The organism is Rhodanobacter soli (assembly GCF_039523495.1).
Lineage (GTDB): Bacteria > Pseudomonadota > Gammaproteobacteria > Xanthomonadales > Rhodanobacteraceae > Rhodanobacter > Rhodanobacter soli.
The window spans coordinates 2,851,093-2,870,578 of record NZ_BAAAFK010000001.1 but is presented as its reverse complement, the minus strand read 5'-3'; the positions used below and the strand labels follow the sequence as shown (position 1 = coordinate 2,870,578).

The 19,486-nt window shown below is 67.3% G+C and carries 22 protein-coding genes; 4 read left to right on the top strand and 18 right to left on the bottom strand.

The window, feature by feature from the left end:
- Positions 1-3 precede the first annotated feature (3 nt).
- Together ABD024_RS13125 and ABD024_RS13120 are read right to left on the bottom strand one after the other, a co-directional pair.
- Positions 4-726, bottom strand: a complete 723-nt coding sequence (locus tag ABD024_RS13125; RefSeq protein ID WP_343853385.1) for a hypothetical protein — start codon at positions 724-726, stop codon at positions 4-6.
- Positions 727-792: 66 nt separating this feature from the next.
- Positions 793-1,833, bottom strand: a complete 1,041-nt coding sequence (locus ABD024_RS13120) for a YeiH family protein (protein ID WP_343853383.1) — start codon at positions 1,831-1,833, stop codon at positions 793-795.
- Positions 1,834-1,933: 100 nt separating this feature from the next.
- Between ABD024_RS13120 and ABD024_RS13115 the strand changes: the two genes are divergently transcribed.
- Positions 1,934-2,827 (top strand): LysR family transcriptional regulator, encoded by an 894-nt coding sequence (locus ABD024_RS13115; protein WP_343853381.1) that lies wholly within the window; start codon positions 1,934-1,936, stop codon positions 2,825-2,827.
- Positions 2,828-2,863: 36 nt separating this feature from the next.
- On the opposite strand, the gene ABD024_RS13110 is transcribed toward ABD024_RS13115, so the two are convergent.
- The 13 genes from ABD024_RS13110 to ABD024_RS13050 form a co-directional block, all read right to left on the bottom strand.
- Entirely contained in the window at positions 2,864-3,613 is a 750-nt protein-coding gene (locus tag ABD024_RS13110) for a hypothetical protein (RefSeq protein WP_343853378.1), read from the bottom strand.
- A 239-nt stretch (positions 3,614-3,852) separates the two neighbouring features.
- On the bottom strand, positions 3,853-5,598 hold the full coding sequence (ptsP, locus tag ABD024_RS13105; RefSeq protein ID WP_343853375.1) for a phosphoenolpyruvate--protein phosphotransferase: 1,746 nt from the start codon (positions 5,596-5,598) through the stop codon (positions 3,853-3,855).
- 169 nt (positions 5,599-5,767) lie between these two features.
- A complete protein-coding gene (locus tag ABD024_RS13100; RefSeq protein WP_343853373.1) occupies positions 5,768-6,037 on the bottom strand; it encodes an HPr family phosphocarrier protein in 270 nt (89 codons plus the stop codon).
- Positions 6,030-6,422 (bottom strand): PTS sugar transporter subunit IIA, encoded by a 393-nt coding sequence (locus ABD024_RS13095; protein WP_343853371.1) that lies wholly within the window; start codon positions 6,420-6,422, stop codon positions 6,030-6,032. Before ABD024_RS13095 ends, ABD024_RS13100 begins: the two co-directional genes overlap by 8 nt.
- 37 nt (positions 6,423-6,459) lie before the next feature.
- Positions 6,460-7,365 carry an RNase adapter RapZ gene (gene rapZ / locus ABD024_RS13090; protein WP_343853369.1) on the bottom strand — a complete coding sequence of 302 codons (906 nt, stop codon included), beginning with the start codon at positions 7,363-7,365 and terminating at the stop codon, positions 6,460-6,462.
- Between the two features lie 4 nt (positions 7,366-7,369).
- Positions 7,370-8,335, bottom strand: a complete 966-nt coding sequence (gene hprK, locus ABD024_RS13085; protein WP_343853367.1) for an HPr(Ser) kinase/phosphatase — start codon at positions 8,333-8,335, stop codon at positions 7,370-7,372.
- Positions 8,336-8,481: 146 nt separating this feature from the next.
- Positions 8,482-8,805 (bottom strand): ribosome hibernation-promoting factor, HPF/YfiA family, encoded by a 324-nt coding sequence (gene hpf, locus ABD024_RS13080; RefSeq protein WP_343853365.1) that lies wholly within the window; start codon positions 8,803-8,805, stop codon positions 8,482-8,484.
- Positions 8,806-8,955: 150 nt separating this feature from the next.
- Complete coding sequence (locus ABD024_RS13075; RefSeq protein ID WP_343853363.1) at positions 8,956-10,413, bottom strand: RNA polymerase factor sigma-54; 1,458 nt, start codon at positions 10,411-10,413, stop codon at positions 8,956-8,958.
- Between the two features lie 97 nt (positions 10,414-10,510).
- Positions 10,511-11,230, bottom strand: coding sequence for an LPS export ABC transporter ATP-binding protein (gene lptB, locus ABD024_RS13070; RefSeq protein WP_343853360.1), 720 nt, complete (start codon positions 11,228-11,230; stop codon positions 10,511-10,513).
- 3 nt (positions 11,231-11,233) lie between these two features.
- The gene (lptA, locus tag ABD024_RS13065) at positions 11,234-11,812 is read right to left on the bottom strand and encodes a lipopolysaccharide transport periplasmic protein LptA (RefSeq protein ID WP_343853358.1); all 579 of its coding nucleotides are present in this window, start codon (positions 11,810-11,812) and stop codon (positions 11,234-11,236) included.
- Positions 11,775-12,371, bottom strand: coding sequence for an LPS export ABC transporter periplasmic protein LptC (gene lptC / locus ABD024_RS13060; RefSeq protein ID WP_343853356.1), 597 nt, complete (start codon positions 12,369-12,371; stop codon positions 11,775-11,777). The genes lptA and lptC overlap by 38 nt, the downstream gene beginning before the upstream one ends.
- Positions 12,368-12,916 (bottom strand): KdsC family phosphatase, encoded by a 549-nt coding sequence (locus ABD024_RS13055; protein WP_343853354.1) that lies wholly within the window; start codon positions 12,914-12,916, stop codon positions 12,368-12,370. The genes lptC and ABD024_RS13055 overlap by 4 nt, the downstream gene beginning before the upstream one ends.
- 66 nt (positions 12,917-12,982) lie before the next feature.
- Entirely contained in the window at positions 12,983-13,993 is a 1,011-nt protein-coding gene (locus ABD024_RS13050) for a KpsF/GutQ family sugar-phosphate isomerase (protein WP_343853352.1), read from the bottom strand.
- Positions 13,994-14,204: 211 nt separating this feature from the next.
- Here ABD024_RS13050 and ABD024_RS13045 point away from each other — a divergent pair, with 211 nt between their 5' ends.
- Together ABD024_RS13045 and murA are read left to right on the top strand one after the other, a co-directional pair.
- Entirely contained in the window at positions 14,205-14,444 is a 240-nt protein-coding gene (locus ABD024_RS13045) for a BolA family protein (protein ID WP_343854697.1), read from the top strand.
- 48 nt (positions 14,445-14,492) lie between these two features.
- Positions 14,493-15,752, top strand: coding sequence for a UDP-N-acetylglucosamine 1-carboxyvinyltransferase (gene murA, locus ABD024_RS13040; protein WP_343853350.1), 1,260 nt, complete (start codon positions 14,493-14,495; stop codon positions 15,750-15,752).
- A 72-nt stretch (positions 15,753-15,824) separates the two neighbouring features.
- Here the strand turns inward: murA and ABD024_RS13035 are convergent, their stop codons facing one another.
- The 3 genes from ABD024_RS13035 to purM are packed head-to-tail and all read right to left on the bottom strand — an operon-like array spanning position 15,825 to position 18,275.
- On the bottom strand, positions 15,825-16,532 hold the full coding sequence (locus ABD024_RS13035) for a DUF3108 domain-containing protein (RefSeq protein WP_343853348.1): 708 nt from the start codon (positions 16,530-16,532) through the stop codon (positions 15,825-15,827).
- A 34-nt stretch (positions 16,533-16,566) separates the two neighbouring features.
- Positions 16,567-17,232 (bottom strand): phosphoribosylglycinamide formyltransferase, encoded by a 666-nt coding sequence (purN, locus tag ABD024_RS13030; RefSeq protein WP_343853346.1) that lies wholly within the window; start codon positions 17,230-17,232, stop codon positions 16,567-16,569.
- An 8-nt stretch (positions 17,233-17,240) separates the two neighbouring features.
- Positions 17,241-18,275: a phosphoribosylformylglycinamidine cyclo-ligase gene (purM, locus tag ABD024_RS13025; RefSeq protein WP_343853344.1), complete on the bottom strand. Its 1,035-nt coding sequence runs from the start codon at positions 18,273-18,275 to the stop codon at positions 17,241-17,243.
- A gap of 151 nt (positions 18,276-18,426) precedes the next feature.
- Here purM and ABD024_RS13020 point away from each other — a divergent pair, with 151 nt between their 5' ends.
- A complete protein-coding gene (locus ABD024_RS13020) occupies positions 18,427-19,407 on the top strand; it encodes a DUF2066 domain-containing protein (protein WP_343853342.1) in 981 nt (326 codons plus the stop codon).
- The last annotated feature ends 79 nt before the right edge of the window (positions 19,408-19,486 follow it).

Sequence of the window (19,486 nt, the reverse complement as noted above, 5' to 3'; positions counted from 1 at the left end):
AGACTAGAAACTCAGTCCCGGCGGTCTATTGCAGTCATATTTTTCGTCAATCTTATCCACGGCGTTGGGCGAGATATGTCGCGCACTCAACGCTTGTGAGGTGAGATATCGCCACGCATCGACATCGATACAGTGCCGGTTTGTAACGCCAAAGAGGCGTTGCACCTTGCGCATCACCGCGCCCATACCTTGATTCACCGGATCGACTAGATGGATGCCAAGTACGTAAGCCGTATCGGAGCCAGGCACCCCGCGAACAGCATGGGAGTGTTGAGCGTTGCGTAACCGCGTTTGAAAGCCTCCGTCGCCGGTGGAGGCTTTGTTGTCCGTGTACTGGTTTGGTGTGGTTGGTGTACTGGAATGCGTTTCAGATGACGGCACAGCGACGTACGCAGCGCGTTGAACCGGCAGCGTTGCCGATGGCCTTCTTGATAGCGTCCCATGAATGCGCAGAGTCGGCGTGACCGACTGAGACACCGGCGCTGCCAAGTGCAGAGAGACCGACTGCGGCGGCCGGATGAGGCGCAGATTGAGCACCAGCGAGCTGCTTCTCATCGACTGAGCTTTATCCCGATCGGAGATGGCCGGGCGCAGCAACAGCATCAACAAACCAAGATGACAACTGATCACCACCACCATCACGGCAACTCGGCGCCCCGATTCCCGAAGATTGCCGGACTTGTCCCCTTCTACTCTCACTAGCGGCCTTCCCATGGCAAAGGCCATGAATGGACCGTCCGGATGTTTTCAAAGTTCCTTCGCTTCGGCGCGAGAGACTTGGATCGCAGGGCATCAGAGCTGACCGATCACCAGTTGCACCAGCAGACTGCTCACCGCCACCGCTACCCACACGCCCAGCCCCAGCAGGATCGGCCGCGCGCCGCTGGAAATCATCTTGCGCAGGTTGGCGGACAGGCCGATGGCGGTGAGCGCCACGATGATCAGGAATTCGGCCAGCATGTGCAGCACGGGCTGGACCGCGATGGGAATGAGGCCCGCGGTGCGCACGGCCGAAGCGACCAGGAACCACAGGATGAACCACGGAAAAATGCGGGCGAGGCTGAAGTGGCCGACGCTGCCGGCTTCTGCCTGCTTGCGCTTCTCGCGCGCGGCAACGACGAAGGCGAGCACCAGGCAGACCGGGATGATCAGGGTGGCGCGGGTCAGCTTGACGATGGTGGCGTAGTCGCCGGCGGCGTGGCTGTAGCTGTAGCCGGCGGCGACCACCGACGAGGTGTCGTTGATCGCGGTGCCGGCCCACAGGCCGAAGCCCAGGTCGGACAGGTTCATCAGATGGCCGAGCAGCGGGAACAGCAGCACGGCGATCACGTTGAACAGGAAAATGGTGGAGATCGCGAACGCGGTGTCGTGGTCGTCCGCACGGATGATCGGCGTTGCTGCGGCGATTGCCGAACCGCCGCAGATTGCGGTGCCCACGCCGATCAGCACCATCAGTTTGTCGTGCACGCCGAGCCAGCGACCGAGCAGCCAGGCGGCGAGGAAGGCCACGCTCATCGTCACCAGGGTCACCGACAGCGATTCGAGGCCGGTCTTCGCGACCTGGCTCAGGCTGAGCCCGAAGCCCAGCGCGATGATCGACCACTGCAGCACCTTCTTGCCGGCGAACGCGATGCCGGGGTTGTAGTGCTCGCCCGGCGACAGCAGGTTGCGCACGAGGATGCCGAGCACGATGCCGATCACCGGCCCGCCGATCAGCGGCGCCCAGCGACCCAGCAGCAGCGCCAGCAGGCCGATGCCCACCGCCAGCAACAGACCGGGTGCGCGCATGCGCAGCGTGGGGTGGACAAGGGTGGCGATGGACGACGCGGTCATGCATGGACTCCGGCAATCGCGCCATTGTCCGCTTGCACATCAATCAGGAAAATTTGGAATATGTGATCGGACGTATAAGAGAGACTGATAAGATCGGCTGATGATCAACATCAGCCCGCGCCAGTTGGACGTGTTCGTGCAGATCGCGCTGCACGGCAGCGTGCGTGCCGCCGCCGAGCGGCTGCACCTGACCCAGCCGGCCGCCAGCATGGCGTTGGCGGAGATGGAGCGACAGCTGGATGCACCGCTGTTCGACCGCGAGCGCGGCCGCTTGCGCCTGAATGCGCGTGGCCGCGAGCTGCTGCCGCTGGCGCAGGAGCTGCTGGAACGGCATGCCGAGTTCGGCCGGCGCGGCCGTGAAGAGGGCGCCGAGCTGAGCGGCGAGCTGCGCATCGGCGCCAGCAATACGGTGGGCAATTACCTGGTCGGCGAACTGCTTGGCGATTTCGTGCGCGCGCATCCGCAGGTGGCGATCCGCCTGCGCGTGGCGAATACCGAGACGATTGCCGCCGCCATGCTCGAGCACAGCCTGGACGTCGGCTGCGTCGAAGGGCCGGTGGCGCACCCGCTGCTGGAAGTATGGCCGTGGCGCGACGATCGGCTGGTGGTATGCGCGCCGCCGGAACATCCGCTGGCGCACAAGCGCAGCCTGAAGCCCGCGGATTTCGCCGGTGCGCGCTGGGTGCTGCGCGAGCCCGGCTCGGCCACACGCGCCACCAGCGAGCGCGTGCTGGCGCAGTTGCCGCCCGGCGAGACCGTGCTGGAACTGGACCAGATCGAGGCGATCAAGCAGGCCGTGGTGGCCGGGCTGGGCATCGCCTGTCTGCCGGCGGTGGCGGTCACCGATGCATTGGCGACCGGGCGACTGAAGGCGCTGAAGACGCCGTTCCTCGACCTGCGTCGCAAGCTCTCGTTGCTGCTGCACCGGCGGAAATACCGCGGTGCGCTGCTGGACGCGTTCCTCGAGGGGATCGACCTCGAGCGTGGGCGCTGAGCCGGCGGCAGGCCGTCCCTGGCCTGCGCTTGCCACTTACTGTTTCATCGCCACGAACGACATGTGAGTGCCGTGCAATTTGTCGTCGACCGCGATGGTCATGCTCTTGCCATCGGGAGCGACGGTCATTTTCGCCACGCTGATGATCTCGCCGTCGCGCTTGTCGGTTTCCTGCATGACGTGCGAACTCAATTTCTTCACCGAGACGCTGGTCGCGCCGGGGTCGCCCTTGTACGGGGCTTCGCTGCCGTCCATCTTCGCCGTATACGACTCGCCGGTTGGCGCGTTCATGCTGAACATGTCGCCATCGACCTTGTAGCTGCGGGTCAGCGCGTTGTCCGAGACGCTGCCGTAGCTCTGCGTGCGCCATGAGCCGGAAATCGCGTGCGCGCCGGCCGGCCCCTTCGCCACGCGCATCATGGTGCCGTTGCCGGTCACCGGGTCGGTGTTGTTGTTGCTGCTGTCGGTGAATTCGAAGTTCGCCTTCTTGCCATCGGCGGCCACGGTCATGGTCGAGTCCGAGATGACCTTGCCGTCCTTCTTGTCGATCTCATGGATCGTGTGGTCGTTGACGACGGTGACCGCCATCGTGTCGTAGTACGGATGGCCGCTGACGGGCTGGTCCGTGCCGTCGGCTTTCACGCTGACCGGCGGAACGCAGGTCTTGCAGTGGTACATGCCGTTCTGCAGCAGCAGAACGTCAGGTTTCTTCGGCATCTCGACCTTCTTCAGGTCGATCTTCCAGGTACCGTCGAAGGCGCTTTGCGCCGTGGCCAGTGAGGGCATCAGACAAGCCCCCAGCAACCCTCCCAGAAGTACAGCGACAAGTGACTTGTTCATGATGACACTCCCCATGGCCGTGGATCGGTTTGATGAGATGCGGAGTTGTCGTGCCGGAGTCCGGGCGGTGAGGAACGTGCACGCAGCTGGTTTCCCCTGAACCGCTGACAGTGCGCCCGGAAAGGTAAAGCGCAGCGAAACGATTCGTGACGAATTGGGGATGAGCCCCGTCGGAAGCAGGGATTTCAGTTTGGGGTGACTGCGTTCACGATGTCGTTCAACATCGCCTCGGCCTGCTCGTGGGTATGCGCGCGCAGCAACTGCGCGGCGTGGCGGCGCAGGTTGGCGTGATCGAGCGCGGCGAGGCGGTCGCGTATCGGCAGGATCTGCGCCGGGTGCATGCTGAATTCGTTGAGCCCGAGCAGCAGCAGCAGCGCGGTGAAGTTCACGTCGCCGGCGATCTCGCCGCACAGGCTGACCGGCTTTCCGGCGCGGCGGCCGGCGCTGAGCACGTGCGAGATCAGCCGCAGCAGCGCCGGCTGCAGCGGGTTGTAGATGTTTTCCAGCGCGTCGTTGCCGCGGTCCGCGGCGAGCACGTACTGGGCCAGATCGTTGGTGCCGATCGCCAGGAAGTCGGCGTATTCGAGCAGCGCGCGCACGTTGATCGCCGCCGCCGGCACCTCGATCATCGCGCCCAGCGGCAGTTTTTCCGGCAGGTCGACGTTCTCGCGCTTGAGGTCCTGCCGCGCCAGCTTGAACAGCGTGCGCACCGCGATCATCTCGTCCGGCTGGGTCACCATCGGCACCAGCACACGCACCGGGCCGTAGCAGGCGGCGCGCAGGATCGCGCGGATCTGGGTGGTGAACACCGCCGGATAGCGTAGCGACAGGCGCACCCCGCGCACGCCGAGCGCCGGGTTGTCCTCGCCACGCAGGGTGAGCCCGGCGGCGTCGGCCTTGTCGGCGCCCAGGTCCAGCGTGCGGATGGTCACCGGCAGGCCACCCATGCCCATCACCAGGTCGCGGTAGGCGATGAACTGTTCGTCTTCCGACGGTAGCCGCTTGTGCTTGAGAAACAGGAATTCGGTGCGGTACAGGCCCACGCCATCGGCGCCGCGGGCGCGCGCCATCGCCACGTCAGCCGCGGTTTCGGCGTTCGCCAGCAGGGTGATCTCGACGCCGTCGCGAGTGTGCGTGGGCGCGTTGGCCAGCTTGGCCAGGCGGCGCCCCTCGATCACCGCCTCGCGCTGCCAGGCGCGGTAGCGCGACAGGTCTTGCGCGGCCGGATGCACGATCGCCTCGCCGCGGTCGGCGTCGAGCAGGATCAGGTCGTCGTCGTGGATGTTCGACAGCGCATCGCGGGTACCGACCAGCATCGGCAGGCCGAGGCTGCGCGCCAGGATCGCGCTGTGCGAATACGCGCTGCCGGAGCTGGCGACCACGCCGAGCAAGCCGTTGCCGGCCAACTGCGCCATGTCGGCCGGTGCGATGGAGTCGGCGATCAGGATCTCGCCCACGCGCGCGGCCAGCTTGCGTTCTTCCGGACTGGTCTGCCGCTGCAGCGCGGAGATCACCCGGTTGATCACCTGCTCGACGTCTTCCTTGCGGCTGCGCAGGTAGGGGTCGTCCATCGCCTCGAACACAGCGGACAGGCGGTCGCGTTGTTTCTTCAGCGCCGCGCCGGGGCGGTAGTGGCCGATCCGCACCAGGTCGTCCAGTCCGCGCAGCAGCTCGGCATCGTCCAGCAGCAGGCTGTGCGCGTCGATGAATTCGTTGACCTCGCGCGCCAGCGCGCCGTGCAGCTTGCCACGCAGCTCGCGCAGTTCCTGCCGCGCGGTGTCCAGCGCCTGGTGCAGGCGCTCGATCTCGACCTCGACTTCCTCTTCGGCCAGCGGCCGCGTATCGACCGTGTAACGGCTGGGCTGCACCAGCCGGGCGCGACCCAACGCCATGCCGCGGGCAGCGATGGTGCCGGGCAGGACGTGTCTCATTGGCGGCTCCCTGCGGAGTCGGGAAGCGGGGATCGGGATGACCAGCCGTTCGGCTGTTGAGCGCCGGGATTCGGTAGAAGCAGCGCGCGCACGGGCTGGCAGTTCACCGCCAGCTCCATGCTGCCGGGTTTGCCGAATCGCGAATCGCGAACTCCGATTCCCATGCCAGTCATGCTCCCTCGTCGAACTTGCGCTCGAACAGCGCGACCACCGCGGTCAGTGCGGACTCCTCGTCGGGGCCGTCGACGCGGACAGTCAGCGGGCTGCCGAGGCCGGCGGCCAGCATCATCACGCCCATGATGCTTTGCGCGTTGACCTCGCGTCCCTTGCTGACCAGCCACACGGTGGATTTGAAGCCCTGTACCAGTTGTACCAGCTTGGCCGAGGCGCGGGCGTGCAGACCCAGCCGGTTGGTGATGACGATCTCCTTTTCAAGCATGGTCGATGAAGATTCCCCCGCGGCCACCGCTGGCCGCGATCTCGGCCAGTTCGTCCAGTGGTTTTTCCGCATAGTTGAGCACGCGCAGCAGCATCGGCAGGTTGAGGCCGGAGACGCAGCGCAGATGCACGCCGAGCGCGCCCAGCGACAGACCGATGTTGCACGGCGTGGCGCCGTACAGGTCGGCCAGGATCAGCACGCCGTCGCCGGTGTCGAGTTCGCGCGCGTGGTGCGCGGTGAGCGTGCGCATGACGTCGGGGTCGGCGCTGGGCGGCACTTCCACCGCAGCCACCCGCAGCGGCATCTTCGGCATCACGTGATGCGCGGCGGAGATCAGCGCGTGGCCGACCGCCTCGTGGGTCATCAGCAGCACGCCGACGCTCATGGCCGGCGATCCAAGGTGTTTGCAGGAGTCGTCGTCATCACTCAAGCTCGCGGTGGAAGGTGAGCACGCCTTCGCGACGGTCGCGATAGTGCGCGGCGAGCTTCTCGACCAGGTAGACCGAACGGTGGCGGCCGCCGGTGCAGCCGATCGAGATGGTCACGTAGCTGCGGTCGTCCTGCTCGAAGCGCGGCAGCCAGGCGTCCAGCCAGCGCGCGGTGTCGATGAAGTATTCGCCGACCAGCGGCTCGGCGTCGAGGAATTCGCGCACCGGTGCATCCTTGCCCGACAGCGGACGCAGGTGCGGGTGCCAGTGCGGATTCGGCAGGCAGCGCGCGTCGAACACGAAGTCCGCGTCCAGCGGCAGCCCGCGCTTGAACGCGAACGACTGGAACATCAGGGTCAGCCCTTCGGTAGCCTGCGCGTAGCCGGTGGCGACCAGCCGGCGCAGCTGGTGCACGTTGAGCTCGCTGGAATCGATCACCTTCTCGGCGATCGCCATCAGCGGGCGCAGCAGCCGGCGTTCCTCCACGATCGCGTCGGCCAGCGACACGCCGCGGGTGGCGAGTGGATGACGGCGGCGGGTTTCCGAATAGCGCTTGATCAGCACCTCGTCGCGGCAATCCAGAAAAATCAGGTGCACCTGCACGCCGGCCGCGGCCAGTTCCGACAGCACGGTTGGCATGTGCGCGAAATCGGTGCCGCGGTTGCGCACGTCCACGCCCACCGCGATGCGTCGCGGCCGGCCGCGGCGGTCACCGCTGGTGGCTGCGTTGACCAGTTGCGGCAGCAGCACCGAGGGCAGGTTGTCGACGCAGTAGAACTCCAGGTCCTCCAGCGCGCGCAGCGCCACCGTCTTGCCGCCGCCGGACATGCCGGTCAGTACGATCAGGTGAATCTCGTGCGGGTCGACCAGCGGAGTGGGGGGGGTGTGGTTGTCGCTCATGCATTCACCATGGGGGCAGCCGGCGCAGCTGGTGCGCCTGGCGGTCGATGAAGGTTTGCGCCGGGTCGATGCCCTTGCTCTTCAGCGCGTGGCTGCGCACGGCGGCCTCGACCAGCACCGCCAGGTTGCGGCCCGAGGCTACCGGAATGGTGATCATCGGCACCTGCACGTCGAATATCTCGCGGTGGCCGATGTCGCCGGTGAGGCGGGTCAGCGCGTCGCCGCTGTCGCCGAGGTTGACCTCGCCGTCGCGCAACGGCTTGAGGTGGACCACCAGGCGCAGGTACTTGGACGTCTTGACCGACATGTGGCCGAACATCTCGCGCACGTTGAGCACGCCCAGCCCGCGCACTTCCAGCAGGTCCTGCAGCAGCTCGGGGCAGCTGCCGTCGATCACGTCCGGCGCGATCAGGGTGAATTCGGTGGCGTCGTCGGCGACCAGCCGGTGGCCGCGGCTGATCAGTTCCAGCGCCAGCTCGCTCTTGCCGGAGCCGGCTTCGCCAGTGATCAGCACGCCGATCGAGAACACTTCCAGGAACACGCCGTGCAGGGTGGTCCTGGCCGCCAGCATGCGCGCCAGGTGGTACTGCAGGTAGGTCAGCAGTTCGTGGCCGCGCTTGGGGCTGATCCACAGCGGCGTGTTGGTTTCCTCGGCCACTTCGCGCAGGTCGGCCGGCACGGTCTGGTCCTTGGTCACGATCAGCGCCACCGGCTGGTAGGCGGCGATCTTGTGCATCACCTCCCAGCGCTGGCGCGAGTCCAGTCCGTCGAGGAAGTTCAGCTCCTCCGAGCCGATGATCTGGATCTTGTTCGGGTAGATGACGTTGAGGTAGCCGATCAGCGACGGCCGGCGCGCCTGCGCCGCGCCCGGCTCGAGCACGCGCGATTCCCCGCGCATGCCGGACACCCAGCGCAGGGCCATGCGTTCGTGGACGCCATCGTAGAGTTGTCGTGCGCTGATCCGATCCAAACCTGGGTCCTTTGCGCCGCATGCCGAGCCCCGGCGGGCTTTTGCGACGGCATGACCATTGTGCCAGCTTGAGCGGACGGACGTGTTCAGGAAAAGGAACGGCCCGCGCATGGCGGGCCGTGTCGGATGGCAGCGGAGTCGACGGTTCAGCCGTACTGGCGCTCTTCGCGCGCTTCGCGCTGGTGCTTGTCGGCGACCTTTTCACGGTACTTGCGCAGCTGGGCAACCAGCTTGTCGAACAGTACGTCGATCGAGGCATACATGTCGGCTTCGGTGGCTTCGGCATGCAAGGTGGCGCCGACCACGTTCAAGGTGCCGTCGGCGCGTTGCTGGAGCTTGTCGAGTGACAACACGATCGTGAGGCTCTTCAATTTGTCGTCGAGGCGGGTGAGGCGGTCGAGCTTGGCGGTGGCGTGGTCGCGCAGGGCCGGGGTGACTTCAATCTGCTGGCCGCTGAGTTGGAATTGCATGGGGCGCCTCCTCTGGTGGTGCAGTGCCGCTTTTCGCGGCGGGGGGGACGTGCCGGGCCCGAGGGGCCGGGCACATCGTCAATCACTCTACTAGCAGGTATGGGAGCGCTTTTCCGTTAACCAAGTTCCCGCGGGTGTTTCCGGTGGCGATCAGCTGGCGCGCTGGCGCTCGCTGGACGTGGGAATGCGCAGCCCCTCCCGGTATTTGGCGACGGTGCGGCGGGCGACCTGGATGCCCTTGCGCTGCAACTCCTCGGCGATTGCCAGGTCGGACAACGGCTTGCGCACGTCCTCGGCCTCGATCAGCTTGCGCAGCATGGCCTGGATCGCGGTGGCCGAGGCGCTGCCGCCATCTTCGGTGGAGACGCCGCTGGAAAAGAAATATTTCAGCTCGAACGTGCCGCGCGGGGTGTGCATGTATTTGCGGGTGGTGACGCGCGAAATGGTGGATTCGTGCATGCCCACTTCCTCGGCCACCTCGCGCAGCACCAGCGGGTGCATGGCTTCGGGGCCGTAGTCGAGGAATGCGCTCTGCCGCCGCACGATCGCCTCGGCGACCTTGAGCAGGGTCTCGGCGCGCGATTCCAGGCTCTTGATCAGCCAGCGCGCCTCCTGCAGCTGGCCGCGCATCCAGCTGGCATCCTCACCGCGGGCCTTGGCGATCAGGCCGCAGTAGTGCTGGTTGAGGCCCAGTCGCGGCTGGGCATCGGGATTCAGGCTGACCCGCCAGCGGGTACCGTCGCGCAGCGCGTAGACGTCCGGCGCCACGTATTCCACCGGGGTAGCGTCGAGCGCCGCGCCGGGGCGCGGGTCGAGGCTGCGGATCAGCACGGCGGCCGCGGCCACGTCGTCCTCGCTGGCGCGCAGGCGCCGCGCCAGGCGGGCAATGTCGTTGCGCGCGAGCAGGTCGAGTTCGGCGTCGACGATGCGCAGCGCCAGTTCGCGCTGCGGCGTATCCGGGTCGAACTGCTCCAGCTGCACGCGCAGGCAGTCGCGCAGGTCGAGGCTGCCCACGCCGGTGGGGTCGAAGCCCTGCAGCCGGCGGCGCACGGCCTCGACCTCTTCGATGCTGGCGTTGAAGTCGGCGGGCAGGGCGGCGAGCACCGCCTCCAGCCCTTCGCCCAGGTAGCCGGCAGGATTCAGCGCGTCGATCAGCACGGTGGCGATCAGGTGCTGGCGCGGGTTGAACGAGGCCAGGTTGAGCTGCCACAGCAGGTGCTGCTGCAGCGTTTCCGGCGCGGCATTCTGCGGTTCGAAATCGTCGTCGCCGCGCGAGCCGCTGCTGCTGTTGCCGACGCTGTTGCTGGAAAAGTCGATCGGCGCCTCGGCGACACCGCCGCCGTCCGACCATTCGCTGGCCTCGCCGTCATCATTGCTGCCGGCCGCAACCGCCTCGGCGCTGGGGTATTCGCTTTCGGCCTCGACGCTCTCGGTTGCCTCGTCGTCCTCGACCTCGTCGGCAAACTCCAGCAGCGGGTTGCTCTCGGCGATCTGCCGCAGTTCGGCTTCCAGCTCCAGTTGCGACAGCTGCAACAGGCGTATCGCCTGCTGCAATTGCGGCGTCAGGGTCAGTTGCTGGTGGAGGCGAAACTGTAGAGCAGGTTTCATACCAGCCGGGTCGAATGGGGGCGCCACCATCGTAACGCGTGCCCGCGGATGCGGCCATAGCCGTGGTTCGCAGCGGAAGCGGGCCGCGACAGGTAATTCAGAGGCGGAATTCGCGGCCCAGGTAGACCTCGCGCACCTTCTCGTCGGCGAGGATGTGCGCCGGGGTGCCGCGCGACAGCACCTCGCCCTCGTTGAGGATGTAGGCGCGGTCGCAGATGCCCAGGGTTTCGCGCACGTTGTGGTCGGTGATCAGCACGCCGATGCCGCGTTCCTTCAGGTGCCGCACGATGCGCTGGATCTCGCCGACCGAGATCGGATCGACCCCGGCAAACGGTTCATCCAGCAGCATGTAGCGCGGGCTGGCGGCCAGCGCGCGGGCGATTTCCACCCGGCGCCGCTCGCCGCCGGACAGGCTGATGCCCTTCTGTCCGGCGATGTGCGCGATCTTCAGTTCGTCCAGCAGGTTTTCCAGCTCGGCGCAGCGCTGCTGTTCGTTGAGCCCGTCGCGTAGTTCCAGCACGGCCATGATGTTGTCGGCCACGCTGAGCCGACGGAACACCGACGCCTCCTGCGGCAGATAGCCGATGCCGAGCCGCGCACGCGCGTGCATCGGCAGCCCGGTGATGTCCTGCTTGTCCAGCTTGATCGTGCCGCCATCGGCATCAATCAGCCCGACCACCATGTAGAAACAGGTGGTCTTGCCGGCGCCGTTGGGACCGAGCAGGCCGACCACTTCGCCCTCACGGATCGAGAAGCCGAAATCGCGCACGACCTGGCGCGACTTGAAACTCTTTTGCAGACCTTCGGCGGACAGCATCGGTTACGGTTGTCCCTGCGGCGCCGGGCTGCTCTTGGCTGGCGCCGGGGCGGCCGGTTGCGGCTTGGGCTTGAAGGTCATGTGGACCAGGCCGTCGCCAGCGCTCTCGCCGGTCATCTCGCTGGTTTCGGTGTTGTAGGTGAGCTTGTCGCCGCGTGCGTCGCCGCGGCCCTTCTGCGTGACCGAGGCGTTGCCGTTGAGCACGGCGATGCCCTTGAGGTTGTCGTAGTCGAGCGTGGCGGCGTCGCCGAGCACCAGGTTGTTGTTCTCGTCCAGCTGTTCCAGATGGGCCGGGCTGCCGGTGATGACGACCCGGCTGATCTGGCTGTCGGCGTCGAAATACACCTTGGCCTGGGCGCCGCTGGCCTTCAGCGTGCCCTGGCTGATCACCACGTTGCCAGTCAGCGTGCTCACGCTGTTCGGCTTCTGGAAGCCGTCGAAGTTCTTCGCGGCGATGTGCATTTCCTGCTGGCGGTCGCTCTTCTTGGCCAGCGCCGGCTGGGCCGCAAGCAGGCCGACGAGGACTGCTACTGCGAGCGCGCTCCTAGCGCTTGCGCGGCGGGAAGGTGGCATGGACATCATCGAGCAGCTCCAGGTGTTTGTCGTTGAGGTCGGCACGCATGCCGATACCGCTGATTCTAGTGCCGCCTTGCACCATCTGCGCCGGGGCCGCGGTTTCCAGGCGGTTCTGCTTCGGCCACGCGGTGACGTCGGCGGTCTGGATGTGCGCCGCCGGCGCATTGACGAACGCTTCCCGGTGCATCTCCACCGGGCCCTGCAGCTTGAGCTGGCTGCCATCCTTGTTGACCCAGCCGTACAGCGACTGGCCCTGCCAGTCCGGCACGCCGGCCTGCTTGGCCGGCAACTGGAAGGTGGGCGAGTTGAGGTAGAGCGAGTCGTCGCCCTCGCGGCGCTCCAGGTGCGGCGACTGCAGGCGGAAGCTAGGTTGCCCCGCGGCGTTGAATTCGGTCATCCGGGCGTCGGTGAGGGTGTAGCTGGAGCGCGGCGGACCGACGAAATCGCTGGTCTTCGGGGCCGGCCCGAACCACCACAACAGCAGCTGGGCCACGCCCGCGGCGAGCGCGATGGCGATGGTCGCGGCCGGCAGGCGCCGGTCGCGCAGGTAGCGGCGAAGGCTCACTGCCAGCGCTCCCGCTCGGCGTCGCTCTTGCCTTGCGCGTACAGGATCAGGTCGCAGACCTCGCGCGCCGCACCCAGGCCGCCGCTCCGTGTGGTCTGCCAATGCGCCGCCTCGACCACCCACGGGTGGGCGTTCGCCACCGCCACCGCCAGCCCGGCGATGCGCATCGGCGGCAGGTCGGGCAGGTCGTCGCCGGTGAAGGCCGCCTGTGCGGGGGTGAGGTTCAACGCATCGAGCAATTCCCGCAGGCAGGCGCGCTTGTCGCCCTGGCCCTGGTAGACGTGGGCGATGTCCAGTTCCTCGGCACGCAGCGCGACCGGGTGGCTGATCCGCGCGGTGATGACGGCCACCTGCACGCCGTTCGCCTGCAGTCGCTTCAGGCCGAGCCCGTCGTGCACATGGAACACCTTGGTCTCGCGGCCGTCCTCGCCGTACCACAGGCGCCCGTCGGTCAGCGTGCCGTCCACGTCGAACACCGCCAGACGGATTTTCGCGGCGCGGGTCAGGAGGTCGACGGGGAAGTTGGTGAGGTAGTTGGTGGGCACGGGTGGGATTCTAGGAGAGCAGGATCAAGAGCAGCGTGTTTGATTTGTCTGATTCGTCGAGACGAATCAGACAACACGCGCACGAAGCAGATCATGAATGTTCAGTGCGCCGACCACGTGCTGTTCGTTGTCGACCACCAGTAGCGCGTGGATCTGGTACTTCTCCATCAGCTGCGCCGCTTCCGCCGCCAGCTTGTCGGCGCCGATCGTCTTCGGGCCGCGGGTCATCAACTCGGCCACGGTGGCACCGCGCAGGTCCACGCCCTCGTCGTCCAGCGCGCGGCGCAGGTCGCCATCGGTGAACACGCCGAGCAGGCGCTGTTCGGCATCGACCACCGCGGTCATGCCCAGGTGCTTGCGGGTCATCTCGACCAGGGCCGCAGTGAGGCTGGCGTCGGGCGATACCCGCGGCACGTCGTCGCCGGTGTGCATCACGTCGCCGATGTGCAGCAGCAGGCGCCGGCCCAGCGCGCCCGCCGGGTGCGAGCGCGCGAAGTCGTCCGAGGTGAAACCGCGCGCCTCCAGCAGCGCGATTGCCAGCGCATCGCCCAGGACCAGTGCCACGGTGGTGCTGGTGGTCGGTGCCAGGCCTAGCGGGCAGGCCTCGCTGGAGATGCTGCCGTCCAGGTGCACGTCGGCCTGGGTCGCCAGCGAGGAAGCAGGGCGGCCGGTGATCGCGATCAGCGGGATGCCCTGGCGCTTGATCACCGGCAGGATCAGCAGCAGTTCGTCGGTCTCGCCGGAGTAGGAGATCGCCAGCACCACGTCCTGCGGCAGGATCATGCCGAGGTCGCCGTGGCTGGCCTCGCCCGGATGCACGAAGAATGCCGGCGTGCCGGTGGAAGCCAGGGTGGCGGCGATCTTGCGCCCGATATGCCCGGACTTGCCCATGCCGCTGACCACCACGCGGCCCTTGCAGCCCAGGATCAGCCGGCAGGCCTCGACAAAGGCCGGCCCGATCCGCGCCTCCAGCGCCTCGACCGCGGCCGCTTCGGTGGCGATCACCGTGCGCGCGCTGCGCGTGATGGCATCCGGGTTCAGGTCGATCGGGGCGGGAGGGGCGATGCGTGCGTTCATGGGGACTCGATGAAGGAACCGGGCGGGTGCCCGTGTGGCCATGGCGGGCGGCCCCGTTCGGGCCGATCTGGAACCGCCGTCATTTCTGCGCCAGCGGATTTCCATTACCATGGCATATCCGCATTTTAACGTCATAAGCCAGCGCAATGGATTCCCGCCGTGACGGAATCCGCTGCCGGCTGGCCCGAGCTCCCGCATGGAACACTCCCCGATGGACCCCGCCCGCATCCAGGCGATGATCGAACATGGCCTGCCCGGTGCCCAGGTGGAGGTCAGCGGGGCCGATGGCGTGCATTTCGAGGCTACCGTGATCGCCAGCCAGTTTGCCGGCAAGCTGCCGCTGGCGCGGCACCGGCTGGTGTATGCCACGCTGGGCGAGCTGATGGGCGGCGCGATCCACGCGCTGGCCCTGAAGACCCTGACTCCCGAGGAAGCCGTGGCGCGCCGCTGATGGGTGCTGCCGCACTTCCCCCAGAAAATTTCGTTTGAAGGACACCCGATGGCCAAGATCCTGATCAGCGGCGGCACGCCGCTTCATGGCGAGGTCGGTATTTCCGGCGCCAAGAATGCCGTGCTGCCGATCCTTGCCGCCTGCCTGCTGGCCGATGAGCCAGTCAGCATCGGCAACGTGCCGCACCTGCACGACGTCACCACGTTCATCGAGCTGCTCGGCCAGATGGGCGTGCAGCTGGTGCTGGACGACCGCATGAAGATGCACATCGACCCGCGCACCACCAGTACCTGCGTGGCGCCGTACGACCTGGTGCGCACGATGCGCGCCTCGATCCTGGTGCTCGGCCCGCTGGTGGCGCGCTTCGGCCAGGCCGAGGTATCGCTGCCGGGCGGCTGCGCGATCGGTTCGCGTCCGGTCGACCAGCACATCCGTGGCCTGCAGGCGCTGGGCGCCGAGATCACGGTCGAGAACGGCTATATCAAGGCGAAGGCGTCGCGGCTGAGGGGAACCCGCATCGTGATGGACATGGTCACCGTCACCGGTACCGAGAACATCATGATGGCGGCCACCCTCGCCCAGGGCACCACGGTGATCGAGAACGCGGCGCAAGAGCCCGAGGTGGTCGACCTGGCGCATTGCCTGATCGCGATGGGCGCGCAGATCGAGGGCGCCGGCACCTCGACCATGGTGATCCATGGCGTCGAGCGCCTGCACGGTGCCGAGCATGACGTACTGCCCGATCGCATCGAGACCGGCACCTATCTGGTGGGCGCGGCGATGACCGGTGGCAAAGTGCGCGCACGGCATGCCCGCGCCAACACGCTCGAGGCGGTGCTGGCCAAGCTGGAAGAGGCCGGCGCGCACATCTCCACCGGCGACGACTGGATCGAGCTGGACATGGGCGGCCGTCGACCGAAGGCGGTCAACATCAGCACCGCGCCGTATCCGGCGTTCCCCACCGACATGCAGGCGCAGTTCACCGCGCTGAACTGCGTTGCCGAGGGCACCGGCGTGGTCACCGAAACCGTGTTCGAGAACCGCTTCATGCATGCGCACGAGCTGCAGCGGCTCGGCGCGGACATCCGCCTCGAGGGCAACACCGCGGTGGTGCAGGGCGTCGCGCAGATGAGCGGCGCGCCGATCATGGCCACCGACTTGCGCGCCTCGGCCTGCCTGGTGTTGGCTGGTTTGGTGGCGAAGGGCGACACCACGGTCGATCGCGTCTATCACATCGACCGCGGCTACGAGAACATCGAGGAAAAGCTCGGCGTGCTCGGCGCGAAGATCCGTCGCCTGCCGAACTGATCGGCTCTGTATCGCGCACGGCAAAAAGCCCGGCATTGCCGGGCTTTTTTGTGCTGGTTGCGCATGAAAAGCTCAGTCAGCTTTATAGCTCACCAGCTCCATCACCATGTCGCCGCCGTCGTGCTGTGACAGTTTCACTGGCAGTGGGAAGCGGTCGGGGGCGTACCACGCGCTGAAGCCGCGGTCGGCGTCGGTGCGGTCGATCCGTTTGGCGTCGAAGCTGCCGGCGGGCACCTTGACGGTTTCCTTGCCGGTCACCTTGAAGTTCTGCACCTGCACTTCCTGGCGCACCGCGACCGGCAGCGCGACCTGCTGCTTGCCGTCGCGCAAGGCCAGGCCCAGCGCCAGTGCGAGGGTGTTGCGCTCGACCATGCCGGGGCTGCTCGGGTAGCTCTGCGGACCCTTGCCCTCGTCGACGGTGACCTGCTTTTTCGCCCAGTCGACCGCCAGATGGCGCTGTTTCTGCTTGACCGCCGCCTGCAACTGGTAGTCGTAGCTGATCGTCTCGGGCACGTCGCCCTTCCAGCGGAAGCGCGAGCTTTCCGTGACGCTGGCGCCGAGCAGGGCAGCCAGTCCGCCGGTGCCCTTGACGTCCTTGCTGTAGATCCACTCGCCGTTGCCGGCCGCGCGCAGACTCACCGTGGCCTGGCCCATCGGCGCGCCACCCTGCGACACGTCGTAGACGGCGGTGAAGGCAGGGGGCGTAGCGGCGGGCGCGGCCGGGGCGCCGAGCAGCAGGCCGAGGCCGAGCAAGGGAGCGAGCAGGGGGCGGATAGTCATGCGCCGAGTCTGCCGAGACCGGGCTGAACCGGCTTTAAGGAGAAAGACCGTCGTCGCCCAGCCGCAATGGCGTCGCCAGCGGCCGGTCGTCGAAGCGTGGTGCCTGACCGTCCCATTGCAGACGCCCGCTGACCAGCAGCCCCAGCACCGCGGGCAGCAGCCGGTGTTCCAGCGGCAGCAGCCGTTGCGCCAGCAGCTGCTCGTCGTCACCGGTTTCGATCGGCAGGCGCGCCTGCGCGATCACCGGGCCGCCATCCAGTTCGGCGGTGACGAAATGCACGCTGGCGCCGTGCTCGCGGTCGCCCGCTTCCAGCGCGCGACGATGCGTGTGCAGGCCGCGGTACTTCGGCAGCAGCGAAGGGTGGATGTTGATGATGCGGCCCACCCACGGCCGCAGCGCCTCACCGTCGAGGATGCGCATGAAGCCGGCCAGCACCAGCCAGTCGGCGCCGCTGGCGGCGACGCGCTGGAACAGGTCCAGGTCGAACGCGCGGCGGTCCGGATAACTGCGCGGGTCCAGCGCCAGGGTGGGGATGTTCGCCGCCTCGGCCAGGCGCAGCGCACCGGCACTGGCCTTGTCGCTGCCGACCAGCACGAACTCGACCGGCAGCTCGCCGCGCGCCTGCGCGTCGAGCAGCGCAGCGAGATTGCTGCCGCGCCCGGAGGCGAGCACAGCGACTTTGGCAGGTACGGCTATCACGGAGCGGTTCAGCCGATATGCACGCGTTCGTCGCCCTGTGCGGGCACGATGGCGCCGATCACCGAGCAGGCCAGGCCATGTTTCGCCAGCAGCGCGGATGCGCCGGCCACCGCGTCGCGCGGCAGGATCACGCTGAAGCCGACGCCGCAGTTGAACGTGCGCCACATTTCCTCGCGTGCCACGTTGCCCTCGCGCATCAGCCAGTCGAACACCGGCGGCAGCACGATGGCGGAGGCGTCCAGCGCGATGCCGAGGCCGTCCGGCACCACCCGGATGATGTTTTCCTTGAGGCCGCCGCCGGTGATGTGGGCCATGCCGTGGATCTGTTCCGGCTGCGCGCGGAGCAACTCCAGCATCGACTTCACGTAGATCGTGGTCGGTGCCATCAGCGCATCGGCCAGCTCCACGCCACCCAGATCGAGGTCGAACGGATTGCCGGCGCGCTCGAGGATCTTGCGGATCAGCGAATAGCCGTTCGAGTGCGGGCCGCTGGAGGCCACACCCAGCACCACGTCGCCGGCGACGATCGCCGCGCCGGTCAGCATCTGCGATTTTTCCACCGCGCCCACGGTGAAGCCGGCCAGGTCGTATTCGCCCGGCGGGTACATGTCCGGCATCTCGGCGGTCTCGCCGCCGATCAGCGCGCAGCCGGCCAGTTCGCAGCCTTTCGCGATGCCGCCGACCACCGCCACCGCGGTGTCCACATCCAGCTTGCCGGTGGCGAAGTAGTCGAGGAAGAACAGCGGTTCAGCGCCCTGCACCAGTACGTCGTTGACGCACATGCCGACCAGGTCGATGCCGATCGTGTCGTGGCGGTTCAGGATCTGCGCCAGCTTGAGCTTGGTGCCTACGCCGTCGGTGCCGGACACCAGCACCGGCTCCTTGTAGCGGCCGCTCAAGTCGAACAGGCCGCCGAAACCGCCCAGTCCGCCCATCACCTCGGGGCGGGAGGTGCGCTTGACCAGCGGCTTGATGCGTTCGACCAGCGCATTGCCGGCATCGATATCGACGCCGGCGGCGCGGTAGGTGAGGGCGTCAGACATGGCGAAAACCGGCGTGGGTGAAACGCGCAAGTTTACCAGCTTGTGGCGCAGTTGCCGGCAGGCGACGGCGGGTTCGTGACGGCTGCGATGGACGCTGCGGGCGCGATTGGGCAGACTTCCCGTGAGCTTCCCCCTGAAGATGCCCACACCCATGCGCCTGTCCCGTCTGTTGATCGTCACCTTGCTGCTGGTTTTTGCCGCGCTGCCGCCGTTGCGCGCGCAGGTCGCCGGCTCGCCGTATTCGGTGGTCGTGCCGGTTGCCGACACCAGCGACGCCCAGCGTGACCAGGCGTTCGCCAGCGCACTCGGCCAGGTGCTGACGCGGATCGCCGGCGGCCAGGACCTGCGCAGCAACGCCGGTTATGCCGACGCACTGGGCAATGCCGGTTCGATGGTGCAGAAATTCCAGTACCAGCGCGCCGCGACCGGGCTGATCCTGGACGTGGAGTTCGAGCCGGGCTCGGTGCGCCGGCTGGTGTCGAAGCTGGGCGTGCAGAGCGCGGGGATCAAACCGCCGGTGCTGCTGCTGGTGCAGGGTGGCGATGGACACCTGCTCGACCAGACGGCGCTGACCAGCCTGGCCGCAGCGGCCGGTGCGCGCGGCACCAATGTGGTCTATCCGGACAGCAATCCGCCGGATCCGGCCAAGGTCGCCGCCGCCGATCCGGCCGCACTGGCGGCGGTCAACCAGCAGTACCACACCGGCCTGGTGCTGCTCGGCAAGTTGCACGACGGCGGCGCGGACTGGACGCTGATCTCCGGCGGCCAGGCGCAGCGCTGGAACGGCCAAGGCGCGAGCGCCGATGCGCTGCTCGGCGACGCCGGCAACGGCCTGGTCGACCGCCTCGGCAAGCAGCTCAACGTGATCGGCGCCGGCCCCAGCGAGGGCAAGCTGTGGGTTAGCGGGCTGGCTTCGGCGATGGACTACGCGAACCTGGTGGCGACCCTGCAGGACGATCCCTCGGTGAAGCAGGTGCTGACCCTGGGCGCGCAGAACGACGGCGTGCTGCTGTACGTCAAGGCTTCCGTGCCGATGGGCGGTCTGGCCGCGAACCTTGCCGCCGGCGGCCACCTGCTGCTGCAGGGCGAGCCGCATCCGGGCGCGGATGTGAATCTGCGCTGGCTGCATTGACTGGATGCGAGTCCCTCGCAAAACCCCGCACATCCCTGTGCGGACTATTCCAACGGTGCGAGTCCCTCGCAAAACCCCG

Coding starts and splice junctions, on each gene's coding strand:
- ABD024_RS13045 (WP_343854697.1), top strand. CDS start 14,205: ATGGACCCCGCCCGCATCCAGGCGATGATCGAACATGGCCTGCCCGGT.
- ABD024_RS13020 (WP_343853342.1), top strand. CDS start 18,427: ATGCGCCTGTCCCGTCTGTTGATCGTCACCTTGCTGCTGGTTTTTGCC.
- ABD024_RS13110 (WP_343853378.1), bottom strand. CDS start 3,613: ATGCCCTCACTGGCCACGGCGCAAAGCGCCTTCGACGGTACCTGGAAG.
- murA (WP_343853350.1), top strand. CDS start 14,493: ATGGCCAAGATCCTGATCAGCGGCGGCACGCCGCTTCATGGCGAGGTC.
- ABD024_RS13050 (WP_343853352.1), bottom strand. CDS start 13,993: ATGAACGCACGCATCGCCCCTCCCGCCCCGATCGACCTGAACCCGGAT.
- purM (WP_343853344.1), bottom strand. CDS start 18,275: ATGTCTGACGCCCTCACCTACCGCGCCGCCGGCGTCGATATCGATGCC.
- lptB (WP_343853360.1), bottom strand. CDS start 11,230: ATGCTGTCCGCCGAAGGTCTGCAAAAGAGTTTCAAGTCGCGCCAGGTC.
- rapZ (WP_343853369.1), bottom strand. CDS start 7,365: ATGAGCGACAACCACACCCCCCCCACTCCGCTGGTCGACCCGCACGAG.
- hpf (WP_343853365.1), bottom strand. CDS start 8,805: ATGCAATTCCAACTCAGCGGCCAGCAGATTGAAGTCACCCCGGCCCTG.
- ABD024_RS13120 (WP_343853383.1), bottom strand. CDS start 1,833: ATGACCGCGTCGTCCATCGCCACCCTTGTCCACCCCACGCTGCGCATG.
- ABD024_RS13035 (WP_343853348.1), bottom strand. CDS start 16,532: ATGACTATCCGCCCCCTGCTCGCTCCCTTGCTCGGCCTCGGCCTGCTG.
- ABD024_RS13095 (WP_343853371.1), bottom strand. CDS start 6,422: ATGAGCGTCGGCGTGCTGCTGATGACCCACGAGGCGGTCGGCCACGCG.
- ABD024_RS13125 (WP_343853385.1), bottom strand. CDS start 726: ATGGCCTTTGCCATGGGAAGGCCGCTAGTGAGAGTAGAAGGGGACAAG.
- ptsP (WP_343853375.1), bottom strand. CDS start 5,598: ATGAGACACGTCCTGCCCGGCACCATCGCTGCCCGCGGCATGGCGTTG.
- ABD024_RS13100 (WP_343853373.1), bottom strand. CDS start 6,037: ATGCTTGAAAAGGAGATCGTCATCACCAACCGGCTGGGTCTGCACGCC.
- lptA (WP_343853358.1), bottom strand. CDS start 11,812: ATGATGTCCATGCCACCTTCCCGCCGCGCAAGCGCTAGGAGCGCGCTC.
- ABD024_RS13115 (WP_343853381.1), top strand. CDS start 1,934: ATGATCAACATCAGCCCGCGCCAGTTGGACGTGTTCGTGCAGATCGCG.
- ABD024_RS13075 (WP_343853363.1), bottom strand. CDS start 10,413: ATGAAACCTGCTCTACAGTTTCGCCTCCACCAGCAACTGACCCTGACG.